The 18,103-nt window shown below is 43.2% G+C and carries 18 protein-coding genes; 14 read left to right on the forward strand and 4 right to left on the reverse strand.

Annotated features, from left to right (window positions below):
* Positions 1-4 precede the first annotated feature (4 nt).
* Genes mutY through gldD form a run of 4 tightly spaced genes read left to right on the forward strand, consistent with a single transcriptional unit; the run spans position 5 to position 3,482 of the window.
* Positions 5-1,048, forward strand: a complete 1,044-nt coding sequence (gene mutY, locus E7Z59_RS04285) for an A/G-specific adenine glycosylase (protein ID WP_136335042.1) — start codon at positions 5-7, stop codon at positions 1,046-1,048.
* Positions 1,049-1,097: 49 nt separating this feature from the next.
* Positions 1,098-1,574, forward strand: coding sequence for a single-stranded DNA-binding protein (locus E7Z59_RS04290; RefSeq protein WP_136335043.1), 477 nt, complete (start codon positions 1,098-1,100; stop codon positions 1,572-1,574).
* A 25-nt stretch (positions 1,575-1,599) separates the two neighbouring features.
* A complete protein-coding gene (locus tag E7Z59_RS04295) occupies positions 1,600-2,922 on the forward strand; it encodes a gliding motility-associated protein GldE (RefSeq protein WP_136335044.1) in 1,323 nt (440 codons plus the stop codon).
* Positions 2,919-3,482: a gliding motility lipoprotein GldD gene (gene gldD / locus E7Z59_RS04300; protein WP_199287159.1), complete on the forward strand. Its 564-nt coding sequence runs from the start codon at positions 2,919-2,921 to the stop codon at positions 3,480-3,482. The genes E7Z59_RS04295 and gldD overlap by 4 nt, the downstream gene beginning before the upstream one ends.
* Positions 3,483-3,607: 125 nt before the next feature.
* Here gldD and E7Z59_RS04305 read toward each other — a convergent pair whose 3' ends face one another.
* Positions 3,608-4,027, reverse strand: a complete 420-nt coding sequence (locus E7Z59_RS04305; protein WP_136335045.1) for a hypothetical protein — start codon at positions 4,025-4,027, stop codon at positions 3,608-3,610.
* A 58-nt stretch (positions 4,028-4,085) separates the two neighbouring features.
* Positions 4,086-5,111 (reverse strand): transporter family protein, encoded by a 1,026-nt coding sequence (locus tag E7Z59_RS04310; protein WP_136335046.1) that lies wholly within the window; start codon positions 5,109-5,111, stop codon positions 4,086-4,088.
* Between the two features lie 187 nt (positions 5,112-5,298).
* Here E7Z59_RS04310 and E7Z59_RS04315 point away from each other — a divergent pair, with 187 nt between their 5' ends.
* Complete coding sequence (locus E7Z59_RS04315; RefSeq protein WP_136335047.1) at positions 5,299-6,183, forward strand: DMT family transporter; 885 nt, start codon at positions 5,299-5,301, stop codon at positions 6,181-6,183.
* Between the two features lie 47 nt (positions 6,184-6,230).
* On the opposite strand, the gene E7Z59_RS04320 is transcribed toward E7Z59_RS04315, so the two are convergent.
* Complete coding sequence (locus tag E7Z59_RS04320) at positions 6,231-8,297, reverse strand: M16 family metallopeptidase (RefSeq protein WP_136335048.1); 2,067 nt, start codon at positions 8,295-8,297, stop codon at positions 6,231-6,233.
* Positions 8,298-8,307: 10 nt separating this feature from the next.
* Complete coding sequence (locus E7Z59_RS04325; RefSeq protein ID WP_136335049.1) at positions 8,308-9,621, reverse strand: M16 family metallopeptidase; 1,314 nt, start codon at positions 9,619-9,621, stop codon at positions 8,308-8,310.
* Between the two features lie 189 nt (positions 9,622-9,810).
* On the opposite strand from E7Z59_RS04325, the gene E7Z59_RS04330 reads away from it, so the two are divergent.
* The 9 genes from E7Z59_RS04330 (at position 9,811) to E7Z59_RS04370 (ending at position 18,093) form a co-directional block, all read left to right on the forward strand.
* The gene (locus E7Z59_RS04330) at positions 9,811-10,272 is read left to right on the forward strand and encodes a DUF4199 domain-containing protein (protein ID WP_136335050.1); all 462 of its coding nucleotides are present in this window, start codon (positions 9,811-9,813) and stop codon (positions 10,270-10,272) included.
* A gap of 98 nt (positions 10,273-10,370) precedes the next feature.
* Positions 10,371-10,865: a 50S ribosomal protein L21 gene (gene rplU, locus E7Z59_RS04335; RefSeq protein ID WP_136335051.1), complete on the forward strand. Its 495-nt coding sequence runs from the start codon at positions 10,371-10,373 to the stop codon at positions 10,863-10,865.
* Positions 10,866-10,901: 36 nt separating this feature from the next.
* A complete protein-coding gene (gene rpmA / locus E7Z59_RS04340) occupies positions 10,902-11,162 on the forward strand; it encodes a 50S ribosomal protein L27 (protein ID WP_136335052.1) in 261 nt (86 codons plus the stop codon).
* Between the two features lie 172 nt (positions 11,163-11,334).
* The gene (locus tag E7Z59_RS04345; RefSeq protein WP_136335053.1) at positions 11,335-11,919 is read left to right on the forward strand and encodes a DUF3332 domain-containing protein; all 585 of its coding nucleotides are present in this window, start codon (positions 11,335-11,337) and stop codon (positions 11,917-11,919) included.
* A 138-nt stretch (positions 11,920-12,057) separates the two neighbouring features.
* Positions 12,058-13,086 (forward strand): Holliday junction branch migration DNA helicase RuvB, encoded by a 1,029-nt coding sequence (ruvB, locus tag E7Z59_RS04350; protein WP_136335054.1) that lies wholly within the window; start codon positions 12,058-12,060, stop codon positions 13,084-13,086.
* A 504-nt stretch (positions 13,087-13,590) separates the two neighbouring features.
* The gene (locus E7Z59_RS04355) at positions 13,591-14,703 is read left to right on the forward strand and encodes a nickel-binding protein (RefSeq protein WP_168731237.1); all 1,113 of its coding nucleotides are present in this window, start codon (positions 13,591-13,593) and stop codon (positions 14,701-14,703) included.
* A 74-nt stretch (positions 14,704-14,777) separates the two neighbouring features.
* Complete coding sequence (locus E7Z59_RS04360) at positions 14,778-15,173, forward strand: DUF4242 domain-containing protein (RefSeq protein WP_242015574.1); 396 nt, start codon at positions 14,778-14,780, stop codon at positions 15,171-15,173.
* 116 nt (positions 15,174-15,289) lie between these two features.
* Entirely contained in the window at positions 15,290-16,228 is a 939-nt protein-coding gene (queG, locus tag E7Z59_RS04365) for a tRNA epoxyqueuosine(34) reductase QueG (protein ID WP_136335056.1), read from the forward strand.
* A gap of 146 nt (positions 16,229-16,374) precedes the next feature.
* Complete coding sequence (locus tag E7Z59_RS04370; RefSeq protein ID WP_136335057.1) at positions 16,375-18,093, forward strand: sodium:solute symporter; 1,719 nt, start codon at positions 16,375-16,377, stop codon at positions 18,091-18,093.
* Positions 18,094-18,103: the final 10 nt, after the last annotated feature.

Consider the following 18,103-nt stretch of genomic DNA (forward strand, 5'->3'; position numbering starts at 1 on the left):
GTTAATGACTTTCTATCAACACATAATTAACTGGTATACAGATAATAAGCGTGATCTCCCTTGGAGAAATACCCGTAACCCCTATAAAATATGGCTTTCGGAGATAATGCTGCAACAAACCCGTGTAGAGCAGGGACTCCCTTATTACAATAAATTTGTTAATAAGTTTCCTACAGTACATCATTTATCAGCAGCATCAGAAGATCTGGTAATGAAGATGTGGCAAGGTCTGGGGTATTATTCACGGGCCAGGAACCTGCATGCCACGGCAAAATATATAAGCCACGAGCTTGACGGAAGGTTTCCTGATAATTATAAGGATCTGAAAAAGCTGAAAGGGGTTGGTGAATATACAGCGGCAGCCATAGCTTCCTTTTCATACGATGAGCCTGCACCCGTAGTAGACGGGAATGTTTACCGTTTACTCTCCCGTTACTTCGGGGTGGATCTGCCTATTAATGCGACCGAGGGGATTAAGTATTTCAAAGCCCTCGCAGAGGAGGTGATGCATACCTCTGATCCTGCCACCTATAATCAGGCAGTTATGGAGTTTGGAGCAAGACAGTGTAAACCTCAAAACCCCGATTGTGAGCAGTGCCCGTTAAACTCCTCTTGTGTGGCCCTTCAGGAAAAGAAGGTTGCTTCCTTGCCGGTTAAACTCAAGAAAGGAAAGATCAAAAAACGTTATTTTAATTATCTCGTGCCTTTCAACAGCACGGAGATCATTTTGGAAAAGCGTACCGGGAAAGACATCTGGAGAGATCTTTATCAGTTCCCCCTCATTGAAACTCAAGGCCCGGCAAATCTTGATCAGATCATTGCACAAGAGAGATTTCGTTCTATTCCCGGAGCAGATCCGTCAAAAATCTGGCTTTATAACCAGGATGATATAGTGCATAAATTGTCTCACCAGCATATCTTTACCCGATTCTGGATCGTTAACCTGGAAGATGAGCTTCCGGGAGCAGTCAAAAAATCTAGGGTGAAGGATTATGCCATGCCCGTGTTACTGGCTAACTTTGTGCATGAATTTGAATTTTCCAATTAGGTAAATTTTAAATACATTTATAAATACTTAAAAACTTAACCATACTATAATGAGTGGAACATTAAATAAGGTAATGCTGATCGGTCACCTGGGTGACGATGTGAAGATGAATTATTTTGAAGGAGGTAATTGCCTTGGCCGGTTCCCACTGGCTACCAATGAAACATATACCAACCGTCAGACCGGAGAACGGGTTACCAATACCGAATGGCATAATATTGTTGTCAGAAATAAAGCAGCCGAAGTATGTGAAAAGTATTTAAAGAAAGGCGATAAGGTGTATGTGGAAGGCCGCCTTAAAACCCGTCAATGGCAAGGAGAAGATGGTAATATGAGATATACCACAGAGGTGCATGTAACCGACTTTACATTTCTATCTAATAAGCCTGAGCCCGGCTCCAATCCGGGTGCTTACGGAGGAGCGTCAACCAGCTCTGAAGCTCCCACACAAGCAAGACCTGTTCAGAATTCGCCTTCATCACCCTCTCTCTCTCAGGAAGAGGAAGATGACGATCTGCCATTTTAATTGAGTTTAACTAAATTGTTTTCACTTGGACCCTGAACCCTCGAGTTTAGTTTCTTTTATCCTTGCTGTAGATATAGTCACGGTCGTAAAGATTGCGGTGCTGTTCATACTGCTCTTAAGTTCTGCCTTGATCTCCGGAGCCGAAGTTGCTTTTTTCTCTCTGACCCCTTCAGATATGTTACAAACCAGAAACGAAGGTGATCAGCGTATCCATATAGTAACTGCCCTGTTAGAGCGACCCAAAAAGTTGCTGGCTACAATTTTAGTGGCAAATAACTTCATTAATATTGCCATCGTTTTACTGATAAGCTCTCTAAGTACATTTTTCTTTGGCAGTATTGACGGGGAGATCCTCGGAATTATTCCTCTTAGATTTATTGCTGAGGTGGTGGTAGCTACCTTTCTGATCTTGCTATTCGGAGAGATCCTTCCAAAGATCTATGCAAACAGGAATAGGGTGGAGTTCTCACTATTCATGGCTTATCCGCTTCATTTTCTGAATAAGCTGTTTGCTCCCCTTAATATACCCATGCGCAGCGTAACCATTTATCTGCAGGATCAACTGGGAAAACAGAAGTCTAATATTTCTGTCGATCAGCTTTCTCACGCCCTGGAGCTTGCCTCCGGAGAAGACACCACCCGCGAAGAACAAAAGATCCTGGAAGGTATCGTTACTTTCGGTAATACCGATACAAGACAGGTCATGCGCCCCAGGATAGATATTTTTGCTCTGAATGAAGAAATGAAGTTTGAGGAAGTAGTCGCTGAGATCATTGATCACGGTTACTCAAGGGTGCCCGTATTTAAAGAACATATGGACCAGGTAACCGGAGTGTTGTATGTAAAAGACCTCTTGCCCTATCTGGACCGTAAATCTTTTGATTGGGTTTCCCTCAAAAGAGAGCCCTACTTTGTGCCGGAAAATAAGAAGCTGGATGATCTTCTGAAAGAGTTTCAGGACATGAAGAATCACCTGGCCATTGTTGTTGATGAATATGGGGGTACTTCCGGACTTGTGACCCTTGAAGATATCATAGAGGAGATCGTTGGTGATATCAGTGATGAATTTGATGATGAAGACCTTATTTACTCCAAGCTGGACGAGAACAATTATGTCTTTGAAGGGAAGACATCTCTTAAGGATTTCTATCGCGTGTTAAGGCTTGATGATAATACTTTATTTGAATCTAACAAGGGAGAGTCAGAAACAGTTGCCGGCTTTGTTCTGGAGATTGCCGGAAGCTTTCCTAAAAAGGGCGAGAAGATTAGGTTTGAACAATATACCTTTGTTATTGAAGCCCTTGACAACCGTAGAATAAAACAAATAAAAGTAATGCTTGATTCATGAGGAATGTGGTGAAAAGATTTATGGGAGTTATTGTTTTGATATTGCTTACAGCAGCATGTTCAGAGCCTCCCGTACCGAAACCTAAGGCTATGCTTAGACTGGAGTATTCGGGGCAGAAATATGCCATGACCGACCTTCCATGTCCGTTTCAGTTTGAAAAAAATACCAAAGCATCATTGCATAGTGAATCCGATTGTTCCTTCGTGATGCAATACCCTGAAATGAATGCTAATATCTTCCTTACCTATAAAGAGGTGGATAACGACCTTGATAAACTGCTTAGAGATGCTCAAAAGCTCACCTACGAACACGTGGTGAAAGCAGATAATATTACAGAACAGCCTTTCGTAAATGAGAAGGACAGGGTGTACGGTATGTTCTATAATGTTGAGGGTAATGCTGCTTCTCAGACCCAGTTTTATCTCACTGACAGTATCAAACACTTTGTTACCGGGTCCCTGTATTTTGAAGCGAAACCTAATTACGATTCAGTACTTCCTGCCGCCCATTACCTTGGCAAGGATATCAGAACTATCATGGAGACCCTGAGTTGGGAGTGAAAATCCTAAATAATTCTTAATCATATAATTATACTTAAAAGCTTGTGCTATTTTAGCCCTGAAGTTCATTATGAAGTTCAGGTTAGTTAGTTAGTAAAAATTAAACGCCCCGTTCGGGGCGTTTTTTATTGGGATAGTAGTTGTTCAGCGTTTTTTATGCTTTGGTTTACTTCATCTCTCATGGCTTTTACTTTGATCTCTTCTTCTTCAAGCCACTTCTGCTTTTCAGGGGTTAATGGTTTGCCTTTTAGGATCTCTTCAGAGTCAAATCTTTCTCCAAATCCTTTCATCCAGTCCATCATTGATCTATGCGCATCCTGAAGGTCGGTCACTGCCTTGATATAGGTTGAGTCTGTCTGACTGGTGTCAGCCATGGGTTTTAATTCTGCAACTAATTTGCCTATGGTGCCCATTTTTGGCATCACCTCGTCATGTATGGCCATAACCTCTGCCATTTTACTATTTGGTTGCTCTTTTTTTGATTCTTGCTTGCAGGAAGTCGTAATTGCGACAAGACATGCAAATGCGAATAGAAGTTGTTTCATGGGTGTGTTGTTTACGTTTAAATTCGATTTTTCATCTTAAGATTACTTTTTGTTGCGATCACAAGGTATATTGTAACCCCAGCACCAGGGTGTTTTTTTCCTTGAGTTGTATTCCATAAAGATTTTGATAAACAGGTAAAATAGCTTCAGCGCCCAGTCTCAGATCTTTCAAAATTCCTTTGAAAGCATAAAGGTTGACACCAAACCCTGCATTGGCGTAGGTTTTTCCGGAGTTTTCTGTATCAGCAGTCAGTGCCGTGGAGGGGGTAAGTATTGGATTTGCACCTGAGATCTTTCCGTGAGCACCCCATTCCAGTCTTCCTGAAATACTGAGCCAGGGTGAAATTTTCCCGGCAAGCCATTTCTGTATACTTATGCGGTGCCCCAGGTGGTAGTCATTGTCATTTTCGCCCAACCTGAAAGTACCTCTGATCTGCATGCCTGAGGAGAGGTTTTTCCATTGATCAAGCCAGGTCATTGCGGGCTCCAGATCGTAGGTCCCGCTACCGGGCTGCATTGGGTAGGATAGGATCATTTCATTGGGGGCAGAGGCAGGTGTCTGATCCGTAATGTCAATACTTCCTGTTGGGAGTGATACCCCCAACTGCGCATGCAAGTGTGTCCCTGAACCATTGTGTATCCCATACATCAAAGTTACTTTAGTGTCGGCGAAACCAGAGCTTTGAGTAGTAAATACTCCCGGATCTTGCGGCATCATTCGGGTGGTATGATCCATCTCCAAAGAAATGTAATTTGCCCTGACCATCAAGGTGATCCGTTCGGCAGGTGCGAACATCACTCCCAGCATATGAATTTGCATCGACATATTAGCAGGGCTAACCATGTAACGGTCCAGGGCATCTGCAAAAGAGGCGTCATCAGTTCCGGTCTTCAGGTTGGCCATATCCTTTTGCATAAAACGGTATGAAAACATCCATTCCCCTTTATTATGCATATGATCACCCAATACCGATATCGGAGCCTGTCCGTCCGGACGGTCAGCGGTCCACAGATCTTCCTTAGGAGCCTGGGCACTAAGTAATATTGTTGTTAAGATGCAGGCGGTAAACAGGAGTTTTTTCATGTTATCAGATGTAAAGGATCGGTGTTTTGATGAGGAGATCACCTATTAATTGCAATAACAAAGATAAGGGTTAATCTGTCTATGAAATTGATAATATACAGCTGTGCAGAGGCGGTTGTTGAATGAAGTAGGGGCGGGGGTCATTTATTTCAAAAAAATACCTGAATTTTGCGGCTTAAATTTCTGTATGAACAACGAACAGCGCAAATGGTTTTACCTGGTAGTACTTTCCCTGATCTGGGGTAGTTCCTATATCCTGATAAAAAAAGGACTGGAAGGGCTGAATCCGATCCAGCTTGGTGGGGTAAGGATCATATTCTCAACAGCTTTTCTTGCTGTGGTAGGTTTGCGCTCTGTAAAGAAGATCAAAAGATCAGAATGGAAGTGGGTGGCCGCATCAGCTCTTTGCGGGACTTTCATCCCGGTTTTTCTGTTTGCCTATGCCGAAACGGAGATCGACAGTGCTATAGCTTCTATTCTTAATTCGCTGGTGCCCCTATTTACAATTATAATAGGCTTTGTTGTTTTTAAGATACGCACCTTTTGGTCGCAGGTTATAGGGGTATTGTTAGGGCTTGCAGGGGCAGGGGTTCTTATTTTTCAGGGGGCTAAGGTGAACCCTGATCAGAACTATTTTTACACCCTGTTGGTGGTGCTGGCTGCTTTGATGTATGCAATTAATGCCAATATTATCAAATCAAAACTTCAGAAAATGCCTGCTATGGCTATTGCCACAGGTAGCTTCCTTCTTATGTTACCTGCCGCCATTGCGCTCACTGTCTATTCTTTTTTGCCGTTTGCAGGTGGCTCGGAAGAACTGCCTTCACGTTTTTGGTCAAGCGTTGGGTACGTAGGAGTGTTATCGGTATTTGGCACCGGACTGGCTAAGATCATGTTTAATAGGCTTATTCAGATCTCTACCCCGGTATTTTCGACTTCAGTGACCTATTTGATCCCCGTAGTTGGTATTTTTTGGGGGGTATTGGATGGAGAAAAATTCACATTTATACAGGTGGCGGGTGCCCTGATCATTCTTATGGGGGTGTACCTGGTTAACAGGGGGCGTAAATAAAAAAGCCGATCTGAAACAGACCGGCTATTTTTGGAATAAGGTGGTGTTTATTCAAAATCTGACACCTGGAAATCTTCATTGAATTTTACTTCAGTTACCTCAAGATCAAAACTTTGAGGCCCAACGTTCTGCTGCATGCTAAAAGGTACTTTTACCCCCTCAACCTCACGGTAATCACTCAGCAGTAATGTCGACTTAATGGTATTAGGGCCCATTTGTGTTGAGCTTTCCTGTTTTATCTTCAGTCCTGATTCTGTATCGTAGAATGAATAATTGTCATCAGAGACTTTCAGTACATAGGCCTGTTTACCTTCAACCATGTCAACCCGATCAACAACCACACTCTCATCGTTTAACCATTTTAACTCAGGAAAAATGATCGCCGATTTTGCCATTTCCTCTGCAGCCTTTCCTGTCGCCTCTATCTTCTGTCCCTGGGCAAAAGTGAATCCTTTTTCCCCGTCATAGACTTGTTTACTAATACTGTTGCCTTGCATTTTGGTATCCATCAGGTATTTCCCGTTCCCTTTTTTAAATTCAATGTCAAGAGTCATGCCTTGTATGCTGGTAGAAGCACTGGCATACATAGTCGAAATGCTCTGCAGTTTTTCAGTGCCTCCGATAGCCTTGATATATTTTTGAAGGATTTCTTTCTTGCTAACATTATCTGCAGGGGGTGCAGTATAATCAGGTTTCTCCGCAGGATCTCCCTCGGCGTTAAAGTACTTAACCGGCAACTTTTTACCATTATAAGTCATCTTTTCGAGCGCTTCCAGTACCTCGCTGCCTTTACCGGCAATAACAATTCTCATGTTTTGAGGTTGAAGTAATCGCTGTGCTGCATCGCTGATGTCTTCAACAGTTACCTTATTGATCTGCTCCAGGTAGTTTTCATAGAAATTGGCTGGCAGCTCATTTTGCTTGATGTTCAATGCAAGTTCGGCAACCCTCTCTTCATCTTCCAGAGACATGATAAAATTACCTGAATACTTTGCCTTGGCTATGTCAAGCTCTTTTTGTGAGACAGGATTGTTTTTAAAGTCATTTATAACGTCTAAAAAGGCAACAACGGCACTATCGGTAACCTCATTTCTTACACTGGCTTGTGCACGGAACAATGAGGCTCCGTATTTGCTTGGACGAGCACCTGAATAGGCACCATAGGTATATCCTTTTTCTTCTCGCAATACCTGGAATAGTCTTGCATCACCACCGCCACCTAAGATATAGTTGGCTAACAGTGCAGGGAAGTAATCTTTATCGCCCAGTTTCAGGTCGATCAGGTTTTGCACCCTTATCTCAGATTGTACCGCATTGGGCATATCGATGAAATTGATCTGGGTATACTGCACATCTTTTGGAGTGGAGTAACTTAGGTTTAACGGAGAAGCCTTTTTCCATTTAGAGAAGTATTTGCCTGCCATTTCCCGGGCCTCTTCAAAAGTAATATCACCCGAAACGATCAGGTAGGCGTTGGCAGGCACGAATCGGTTACTATAGAATGATTTTATATCCTCAAGGGTAACATTGTCTACCGTTTCAGCTGTGGTGAATTCTCCCTTAGGGTGTTTCTTGCCGTAGGCCAGCGCACTGGAAACCCGAGTAGCTATGAAACCAACATCCTTAGTACTGCTCTTAAGGTTGTCTTTTAACTTGGTTTTTTCAAGTTCCAGCGCCTCTTGTGTAAAGTTCGGAGAGATGGCAGCCTCGGCCATGAGCTCCATGATCCTTTCGCTGTATTTTGATAACCCGGTTGCAAAAGCTCCGCTGATACCAATATTGAGGCGGGCACCCATAAAATCTACTTCTTCATAGAATGCGTCCTTTGGAATATTGACTGATCCCTGACCCAAAAGGTTGGAAGTTAGGGTTGAAACTCCGGCCTTATCACCTTCCAGTATTGGGGGGTTATCTATGTCGAGAGATAAGGTGATCCTTGGTAGTTTCGCATCTTCAACAACCAACACCTGAAGGCCGTTGGGAAGGGTGAATTCTTTCGGGCTACCCAGGTTGATCTCCGGGCTGGGCCCCGGTTCGGGCATAACAGTGCGATCTACCTGGGCTGAAACTATGGCCAGGTTGAATAACAGTAGTAGTGCAAATATATTTTTCATAACGATTTTTTTATTGGTTTTGTTCCGGAAGGTATTCAATAACAGCTTTTTGTTGTGGCATCAGATATTTGATGGCTACATTTTGAATGTCTTCCCTCGTGATTTTTCTATAGATGTCTATCTGAGAATTGATCAGGTTGGTATCGCCATAAAGCATATGGTACCTGGCCAGGCTGTTGGCAATTCCCTGGATACTGCTGTTTGAACTAATGAAATCTGCCTCAAATTTATTCTGCAGTTTCTGGAATTCTTTTTCCGATATCAGGTCGGTGCGCAGGGCCTGGATCTCTTCTTCGATCTCCTGCTCAAGGGTTTCAAGGGAGGTGTCACCTAAAGGCAGGGCAAATACCAGGTAAATGCCATAGTCTTCCTGTTCTAAGTTAAAGGCAGCTACCTGCAGGGCTTGCTTTTGATCATCTACCAGTTTTTTATAAAGCTTAGAACTTCTTCCATCGCTTAAATAGGTAGAGATCATATTAAGTACATAAGCGTCCTTATGTCCAAAGCCGGGAGTTCTATACGCATTGATCAGCGCCGGCAACTGTATGTTTTTGTCGTAATAGGTTGCCCTAATGGTTTGCGAGATGGGAGCTTCCTCCGGGAAATTTCGAACTACCGGTTCTCCAGAAGGAATTGGTCCGAAATAGTCCTGAATCATTTTTTTGGTCTCTTCAACCTCAATGTCTCCGGCAACTACCAATACTGCATTGTTGGGTACGTAGTATTTTTTGAAATAGGCCTGGAACTCTTCAAGCGTTGCCGCATCGAGATCTTCCATATAGCCAATGTTCGGATCCTTGTATGGGTGAATTTTAAAAAGGTTTTCGGTAACTGCGCTCAAAAGATTTCCATAGGGTCTGTTGTCATAAGAGCTTCTTCTTTCTTCTTTTACCACCTCGTTCTGAGTATCTACACCATCCTGTCCGATCACGGGGTGCAGCATTCTTTCAGACTCCAGCCATAATCCAAGCTTCAGGTTGTTCGAAGGAAAGGTTTCATAGTAATACGTTCGGTCGTTGGAGGTGTTTGCATTATTATTTCCGCCTCTTGAGCTAACGATCTCGAACCATTTTCCTTTTTCGATGTTTTCAGTGCCTTCAAACAAAAGGTGTTCAAAAAAATGTGCAAAACCGGTTCTTCCGTCTTCACGGTCTTTACCTCCTACGTGATACATTACTGAAGTGGTAACCACGGGAGCTGAGTTATCCTGATGAAGAATAACATGCAGGCCATTGTCCAGATCGTATTCTTCAAAAGCTACTTCCTGAGCGGTCATGCTTATTCCCGTAGCCAGGAAGAATAAGGATAGGATAGTCTTTTTCATAATTGATGATAGGTTTGGTTCTAAAAAGATGTGTTGTAGCTGTATTTAAGGCAGCCAAAGTTCAATTTGTTCGAAATATAGGAAATTTCCCTCGTTGCAATGTTAAGGCAAATAAAAATTAACCCCAATATAAATGTTACCCCTCTGATTTTTTGTAAATTAGAAAACATAAATTGAAAAGTCATCCAAATGAATCCCAGTAAAATACACATCAGATACGGTCTCATTATTGCTGTTGTTCTTATTGCCTACTTTTTATTGGTTCGTCTTTTCGGATTACATGAAAATCCATGGCTTCGACTACTCAATGGAGGTATTATGGCCTATGGGGTTTATGCTGCCATTCGGTTGCGCAGAATTCTGGAAGGAGAAAAGTTTGATTATTATAAAGGATTTAAAACAGGGCTCTATTCCGGCTTTCTTGCCACCCTTGTTTTTGTTGGGTTTATGGCTGTTTATATGTTTCATATTGACCCCGGGTTTCCCGAAAAACTCATGGAATCCTGGATGAAAGACTACTACCAGGGGCCGGGTATTCTTATGTTTGTTCTGGTTGTTGAGGGGTTTGCCTCTACAGTTGTGCTTACCCTGGCCTTTATGCAAAAATTCAAGCCAAGCTGGAATCCTAAAAAAACAGCTCAAAAGGCATAAAAACATTTGCGCTTTAATGAATTAGCAGTATATTTGCACCCGCCTAAAAACTAATTTTTAGGATCGAGTTAGAAGTTAATTTATTAATTCATACGTATATGTACGCAATTGTAGAGATAGCAGGGCAGCAGTTTAAAGTTGCGAAAGACCAAAAGGTTTACGTGCATCGTTTGGCTTCTGAAGAAGGTGAAAAAGTGTCTTTTGACAATGTACTTCTTCTGGATGACAACGGTAACGTTACTATTGGCGCCCCGGCTATAGACGGAGCCGCAGTAGAGGCAAAAGTCGTAAAGCACCTTAAAGGTGACAAAGTGATCGTTTTCAAAAAGAAAAGACGTAAAGGGTACCGTGTAAAGAACGGACACAGACAAGCCCTTACTGAGATCGTGATCGAAGGGATCACTGCAAGCGGAGCAAAAAAGGCTGCGCCTAAAAAAGAAACTAAAAAAGCAGATGCCCCTAAGGCCGAAGCAGAAGCAACTAACGATCTTAAAGATATGACCGTTGCCGAGCTTAGAGAAATGGCTAAGGACAAAGGGATCAGCGGATATTCTTCAATGAAGAAAGCCGAGCTGATCGAGGCATTGAGTTAATTGTTTAATCTGATAACGAAATAAAACTCTAATACAATGGCACACAAAAAAGGAGTTGGTAGTTCCAAGAACGGTAGAGAATCAGAATCGAAACGCCTCGGGGTGAAGATCTTCGGAGGTCAGGCTGCTATCGCCGGGAACATCATCGTAAGACAGCGTGGTACTGCCCATAATCCGGGTGAGAACGTTTACATGGGTAAAGATCATACCCTGCACGCTAAAGTTGACGGTATCGTAAGATTCCAGAAGAAGAGAGATAATAAATCTTATGTTTCTATCGAGCCTTTCGAGGCTTAAGAAAGCATAAAGAAGATAGTTAAAACCCTTTCACTCGTTGAAAGGGTTTTTTTATGTGCCAATTTTAGCGGTCAGATGACACTGTACAACGATAACATTTTAATAATAAGGTAGTTGGATGAAATTATAGTATATTTTTTCTATCTTTAAAAGGCAACTAAAAGCTATCATTATGAAGAAAAAAATTATCTGTATCGCTTTGGCGAGCTCATTAATGTTCTCGAGCTGCCTCGGTTCGTTTTCAGCCTTCAACGGATTGAAAGATTGGAATATGGGAATGACCGACAGTAAATTCCTTAATAACCTTGTATTTTGGGGTCTCTGGATCCTGCCTGTCTATGAGATCTTCGTTGTAGGTGACCTTTTTATTTTTAATGTTTTAGAATTCTGGACCGGTAACAATCCTGTGGCCATGAAAGAAGGAGAGAAGGAGGTTCAGTACGTAGAAAGGGATGGTAACAAGTATAAAATGACTGCCACTACAAATCGTATGCAGATCGAGGTGGTAGATGGTCCTAAAACCGGTGAAAAAGTAGATCTTGTTTACCGGCCACATGAAAAAAGCTGGAATGCCATTAAGCCCAATGGGGAAGTTATTCCTTTAAGCTCTTTCAAAGATGGATTCTATATTGTTCATACTCCTGATGGAACGGATCTTAAAATAGATGCCAATACCACACGCGAAGAAGGAATTGCCATTCTCAACAAATACAAGGGAGATTACGAGGTAAAAACCATTCTTGCAGAAGCGGAATAAATCACAATTCATATTTTTAATAAACCCTGCTATTGGCGGGGTTTTTTTATGTAGCTATTCCTTAAATAAGTACGTGGCCTGCTAGTATTTGTTTTTTTATATTTGTCCAAAGCCCTAAGGCTTGCATATTCGCGCCATATGAATGAATACTTAGACCCCACAGGAGACCACCTTAGCCCGGAAGAAACCGATATCGAAAGAGCCTTACGCCCATTGTCTTTTGATGACTTTGCCGGGCAGGACCAGGTGCTGGAGAATCTCCGGGTATTCACCGAGGCGGCTAACCTGAGAACCGAGGCTCTTGACCATACCCTTTTTCATGGTCCCCCCGGACTGGGAAAGACTACCCTGGCCCATATTCTTGCTAATGAGTTAGGCGTGAATATTAAAGTAACATCAGGACCGGTACTCGATAAGCCCGGCGATCTGGCCGGTTTGCTTACCAATTTGGAAGAACGCGATGTACTCTTTATAGATGAAATTCACCGGCTGAGTCCTGTGGTTGAGGAGTATTTGTATTCGGCCATGGAAGATTATAAGATCGATATTATGATCGAAAGCGGCCCGAATGCACGTACTGTGCAGATCAACCTGAGTCCTTTTACCCTGGTGGGGGCCACCACCAGATCGGGGTTGCTCACCGCACCCATGCGCGCGAGATTCGGAATTAGCAGCCGATTACAGTACTATACCACCGAACTTCTTGCAGATATTGTACAGCGAAGTGCGCAGATCTTAAAAGTACCCATTACCATGGAGGCCGCTATCGAGATAGCCGGTCGAAGTCGCGGTACGCCTAGAATAGCCAATGCCCTATTAAGAAGGGTGCGCGATTTTGCCCAGATCAAAGGGAATGGAAAGATCGATATTGAGATCTCAAGATTCGGCCTTAAGGCATTAAATGTAGATGCCTTTGGCCTGGATGAGATGGATAATAAGATCCTTGCAACCATAATCGATAAGTTCAAAGGAGGCCCCGTAGGAATAACCACCCTGGCTACAGCCGTTTCTGAAAGTGCCGAGACCATAGAAGAGGTGTATGAACCCTTTCTTATACAGCAGGGATTTATTTTGAGAACCCCTAGAGGCCGAGAAGTTACAGAACTAGCCTATAAACACCTTGGGCGTACTCCCGGAGGAGGGCAGAGTAACCTGTTTTCCTTATAAGGCAAATTGGCGGATAAGCCATTGGGTTAATGTTACCGGGTGACCAGGTTCCTAAGTGATCATCAATTTTACGATTTCTCTCCCGAAGTGTCGGGACCTCAGTCTTACAATATTCCGACCACAGACCAGAATTAAGTGACCAGGTTACTGAGTGACTTGGTTACTAAGAGATTAAAGAGGTTCAAATTCGCGATTCCTCGATTCCTCGATTCCTCAATTCCTCTCCCGAAGTGTCGGGATGCCCCCCGCTGGCTGCCGCCAGGCAGGTTCACTAAAAAGATCCACTTCCCCTCGTACCACCTGGCTCCTCACTATGAAAGGTTCGCAGAACCTTCCATTGCCGTTTGGCCCTTTAAACGCTCGGTCCCCCTACCACACATCCCTAAAAAAGACTTACTCTTTTGTTCATTGTATTGAAAATCAACGCTAAACAATTAAATATCGATTATTTTCATTAAATTCACGTTCTTAACAAACCAACCAATAATACCGATGCCATTGTTCATGGATTTGCATATCATTCCGGGTGCAAAAGCCGAGGATGTTGCAGAAGCTCACGTTAAAGACTTGTATTGCCAGGATGAATATGGTTGCAAGGCCATTACGTATTGGTTCGATGAAGAACGGGGCAAGGCTTTTTGCCTGATAGAAGCACCTGACGAGGCTGCCGTGAATGAGTTGCATAAAAAAGCTCATGGGCTGATCCCGAATCAGGTTGTTCCCGTTGATCCCTCCCTTGTAGAGTCTTTTCTTGGAAGACTCACCGATCCCGCAGACGCTGTAGCTGTTGAAGGGTCAGAATTGAAGATATTCGAAGATTCTGCCTATCGGTACCTGATGTATGTAAAGTTGCCTGATTTTAACCTGCTGGCCGGTCAATATGGTCGTGATGAGGCTAGACTTCTGGAAGATTATGCCTATGACTCTTTGAATAATTTTGCAGGTACTTTTGAAGGCCGAAGGGTGATGCTGAAACAAGGTCAGTTTTTGTATTCGTTTGTCGCCCTGGAAAAGCTATTGGAATGTGCACTTCAAATTCGCAACACTTATTTGCAAAAGTCCCCGGCCCTTGAGCTGAAGATTATTGTTGGTGGAGGAGAGCCTTTAACCCCTGATTCAGGTTTTTTTGAAAAAGCCTTTTCCACTATAAGATCACTTAGTTACCCTGCTTTTCGTGGCAATATTTTGGTGTCCTCAGAATTGGGCAGAGCCACAAAGGGCTTACTTCACTCTCGTCTGAAAGAGCATTCAGAGCTTATTGAGATCATTAGCGCAGACCGTGAGGCTTTCCTGTCTAAACTGGTTCAGACCCTGGAAGCCTCTTATATGAATCCGGAACTGGATGTTGGATTGCTTTCGGCCAGGATGAATTACAGCAATTCAAAATTATACAGGATGTGCAGGGAATATACCGGAATGTCACCAAACCGTTTTGTTCGTGTATTTCGTCTGTACAAGGCCAAGAAATTACTCCGGGATGATTTGCTTTCAATTTCAGAAGTAGGTTTTAAATGCGGCTTTAATACCCCTTCTTATTTTACACGCTGCTTTCTGCAGTCTTATGGTATGAACCCTACAGATTATATTTTGTCAAGTTCCACTGTGAATGATATGTAGTAGGAATTGATTGAAATGTTTAGCTGTATATGCCAGGGAGGTTGTAATATAGCGTAACCAATAAAATAATCGATATGAAAACTAATTTGAAAAGCATTCTTGTTCTGTCTATGTTCGTTGTTTCCGCTTCTGCTGTTTCCGCCCAGGAGACTGCTAAAGAAGGTGACATGGATATCGTAAAGCTCGATGAGACCTCTGAAATGAAAACTTATGTAATTGAAAGAAATGTAGAAGGTATCGGGAATTCCTCGGTAGCCGATCTTCAGGGGGTTACCAAAGGCTCCTGCGGTGTATTGCATGAAATGGGGTCTGCAGATATACAGTGGGTTCAGAGTTATTTTACAGGAGATAAGATCTACTGTATTTACAAGGCTAAGAACAAGGAATTAATCAGGAAGCATGCAGAAACCCTGGGAGTTCCTGCTGATGAAATTAATGAAGTAAAATCAATCGTTGCCTCTTCTAACTAGGCCGATCCAAAACTTAACAGATTAAAGATGGTCACTGCTTCAACCGGGGTAGCGGCCATTTTTTATTGGAATAACTTTAGCGTCATTAAACTCAATCATTGTTTACCTTTGGGTTGATGGGTAAGGCAGAAAAATATAGCCGGATTATTAAGGAAGAAGCCAAAAGACTGGGGTTCCTTTCCTGTGGTATTTCCAGGGCCGGTTTTTTGGAGGAGGAAGCTCCGCGACTTGAGTCATGGCTAAATGCGAATATGCACGGAGAGATGGGGTATATGGCAAATCATTTTGATAAGCGACTCGACCCGACTCTGCTGGTAGATGGGGCCAGGTCTGTTGTTTCTATGCTGTTAAATTACTATCCTGCAGAAGGGCAAAAAGACCCTGAGGCACCGAAACTATCTAAATATGCCTATGGAACCGATTACCATTTTGTGATCAAAGATAAGCTCAAGTCGCTTCTGCAATTTATCAGGGACGAGATAGGGGAGATAAATGGCAGGGCCTTTGTAGATTCTGCTCCCGTACTTGACAAGGCATGGGCCGCGCGGAGTGGTTTGGGGTGGATCGGCAAGAATGCCAACCTTCTTACCAAGCAGCAGGGTTCTTTTTATTTCATAGCAGAACTAATCATCGATCTTGAACTTGAATATGACACTCCTGTAACCGATCATTGTGGTAGTTGTACGGCCTGTATTGATGCCTGCCCTACTGAAGCCATCGTGTCGCCCTATGTGGTAGATGGCAGTAAATGCATATCCTATCTGACGATCGAATTAAAAAACGAGCTTCCCGGGCAATTTCGTGATCAAATGGACAACTGGATGTTTGGATGTGATGTGTGCCAGGATGTATGCCCGTGGAACAGATTTGCAAGACCTCACCAGGAAAAAGCCTTTGAACCCCATCCGGAACTTCTTGACATGACTCGGGAAGACTGGTTTGAACTCACGGAAGAGACTTTTAAAAAGGTGTTTAAGAAGTCGGCCGTAAAGCGTACCAAGTATAGTGGTTTAAGACGCAACCTCGACTTTCTGCTTCCACCGGAGAAGGAATAATCCTAATTTTATTATCGTCTAATATTGTGTATATTGGAAGCAAATGCGATGATTTATAGGAATTACGCATAAATCTGCCCCGGAATGTAGGAAGTTGAAAAAACAGCTTCCGGGGATCATACTAAACTGCTAGACCGAAAACTATTATGGGTTCATTACAAACGCTGGATGTGATCGTGATCCTGCTATACCTTGTTGGGATCATCATTTACGGAATCTCCAAATCTAAAAGAAACAGCTCTGAAGATTATTTTTTAGGAGGAAGAACCATGACCTGGCCCATTGTGGGTATTGCATTATTCTCTGCGAATATTTCCAGTTCTACCCTGGTAGGCCTGGCATCTGATGCCTACCAGACCAATGTTCATGTATACAATTATGAATGGTATGCAGTAGTAGTACTCATATTTTTTGCGATATTCTTTCTTCCATTCTACCTGCGCTCCGGGGTGTATACCATGCCGGAATTTCTAGAAAGGCGCTATGACCGCCGATCTAGGTATTACTTTTCATTTATAACCATTGTTGGGAATGTGCTGGTTGATACGGCAGCAGGGTTGTATGTGGGGAGTATCGTATTAAAGTTGCTCTTTCCTGATATCTCCTCAACCACCATCATTATTGTCTTGGCAATTGCAGCAGCAGCCTATACGATACCGGGTGGGTTGAATTCTGTGATACAGACTGAGGTGATACAGGCAATTTTACTGATCATCGGCTCTTGTTTATTAACCTATTTTGCCTTTGATCAGTTAGGTGGCGGTTGGGAGGCAATGATGACAGGGCTTGATACCATGCTTAATAACGGAGAGGTTGAATTTGGGAACAGGGCCGCTGAAGGGTATTATATTCCTGAAAATTCAGATGAGGTATTCAGCCTTGTCCGTCCCGGGAATGACGAATTTCTCCCTTGGTGGGGACTGCTTTCAGGGGTACCTTTGCTCGGTTTTTATTTCTGGGCCAATAACCAGTTCATGGTTCAGCGGGTTTTGGGTGCAAAAGATCTTAATCACGGTCGGTGGGGAGCCTTGTTTGCAGGGTTCTTAAAACTACCCGTAATTTTTATAATGGTGGTGCCGGGAGTTCTGGCCATCATGCTTTTTAAGGGGCTTGATATTTCCGGATTGAATTACCCCCTGCCTGACGGAGGGGTTTGTTCAGATCTTTCTCAGTGTCCTAACCTTACTTACCCGGTATTGCTGTTTCAATTATTGCCAACAGGGATCCTTGGGTTGGTAGTGGCCGGGTTGCTGGCCGCCATGATGTCTTCGGTGTCGGCAACCTTTAATTCTGCTTCAACCCTGATCACCATGGATTTTGTACGCAACATCAATCCCAGGTTAACCAGTAAGCAGCTGGTAAGAGCTGGGCAGATAGCCACGCTTATTCTTGTGGTCCTGGCCTCTGCGTGGGTGCCGTTCATTGAACGTGTCAGTGATTCTTTATGGGGGTATTTGCAATTAGTGATCGCTTATACGAGTCCGCCGGCGGTAGCAGCCTTTGTCCTTGGATTATTTTGGAAAAGGGCTAACGGTACCGGGGCCATTGTCAGCTTATTATCCGGTGGAGCTTTGGCGTTGTTTATGATCTTCTCTCAGATCTATGAATGGCTGCCGGTGGTTAACGATATTCACTTTTTGGCCAAGGCATCGCTTCTGTTTTTGATCTGCGTTGTTATACTGGTGGCAGCTTCGTTGGCAACAGCGCCTCCTGCACCAGAAAAGGTTGAAGAATATACCTATAAAACAGCCTTGTTTCACCAGGAAACCAAAGAGATGCAGGCCTTGCCCTGGTATAAGAACTATCGTAAGCTTGCAGTAATATTATTGGTGTTAACAGCCTTTATTGTAGGATATTTTTGGTAATCATAAAATT

Origin of the sequence: Robertkochia marina, assembly GCF_004799345.1 — a bacterium.
In the GTDB taxonomy this organism is placed as follows: Bacteria; Bacteroidota; Bacteroidia; order Flavobacteriales; family Flavobacteriaceae; genus Robertkochia; species Robertkochia marina.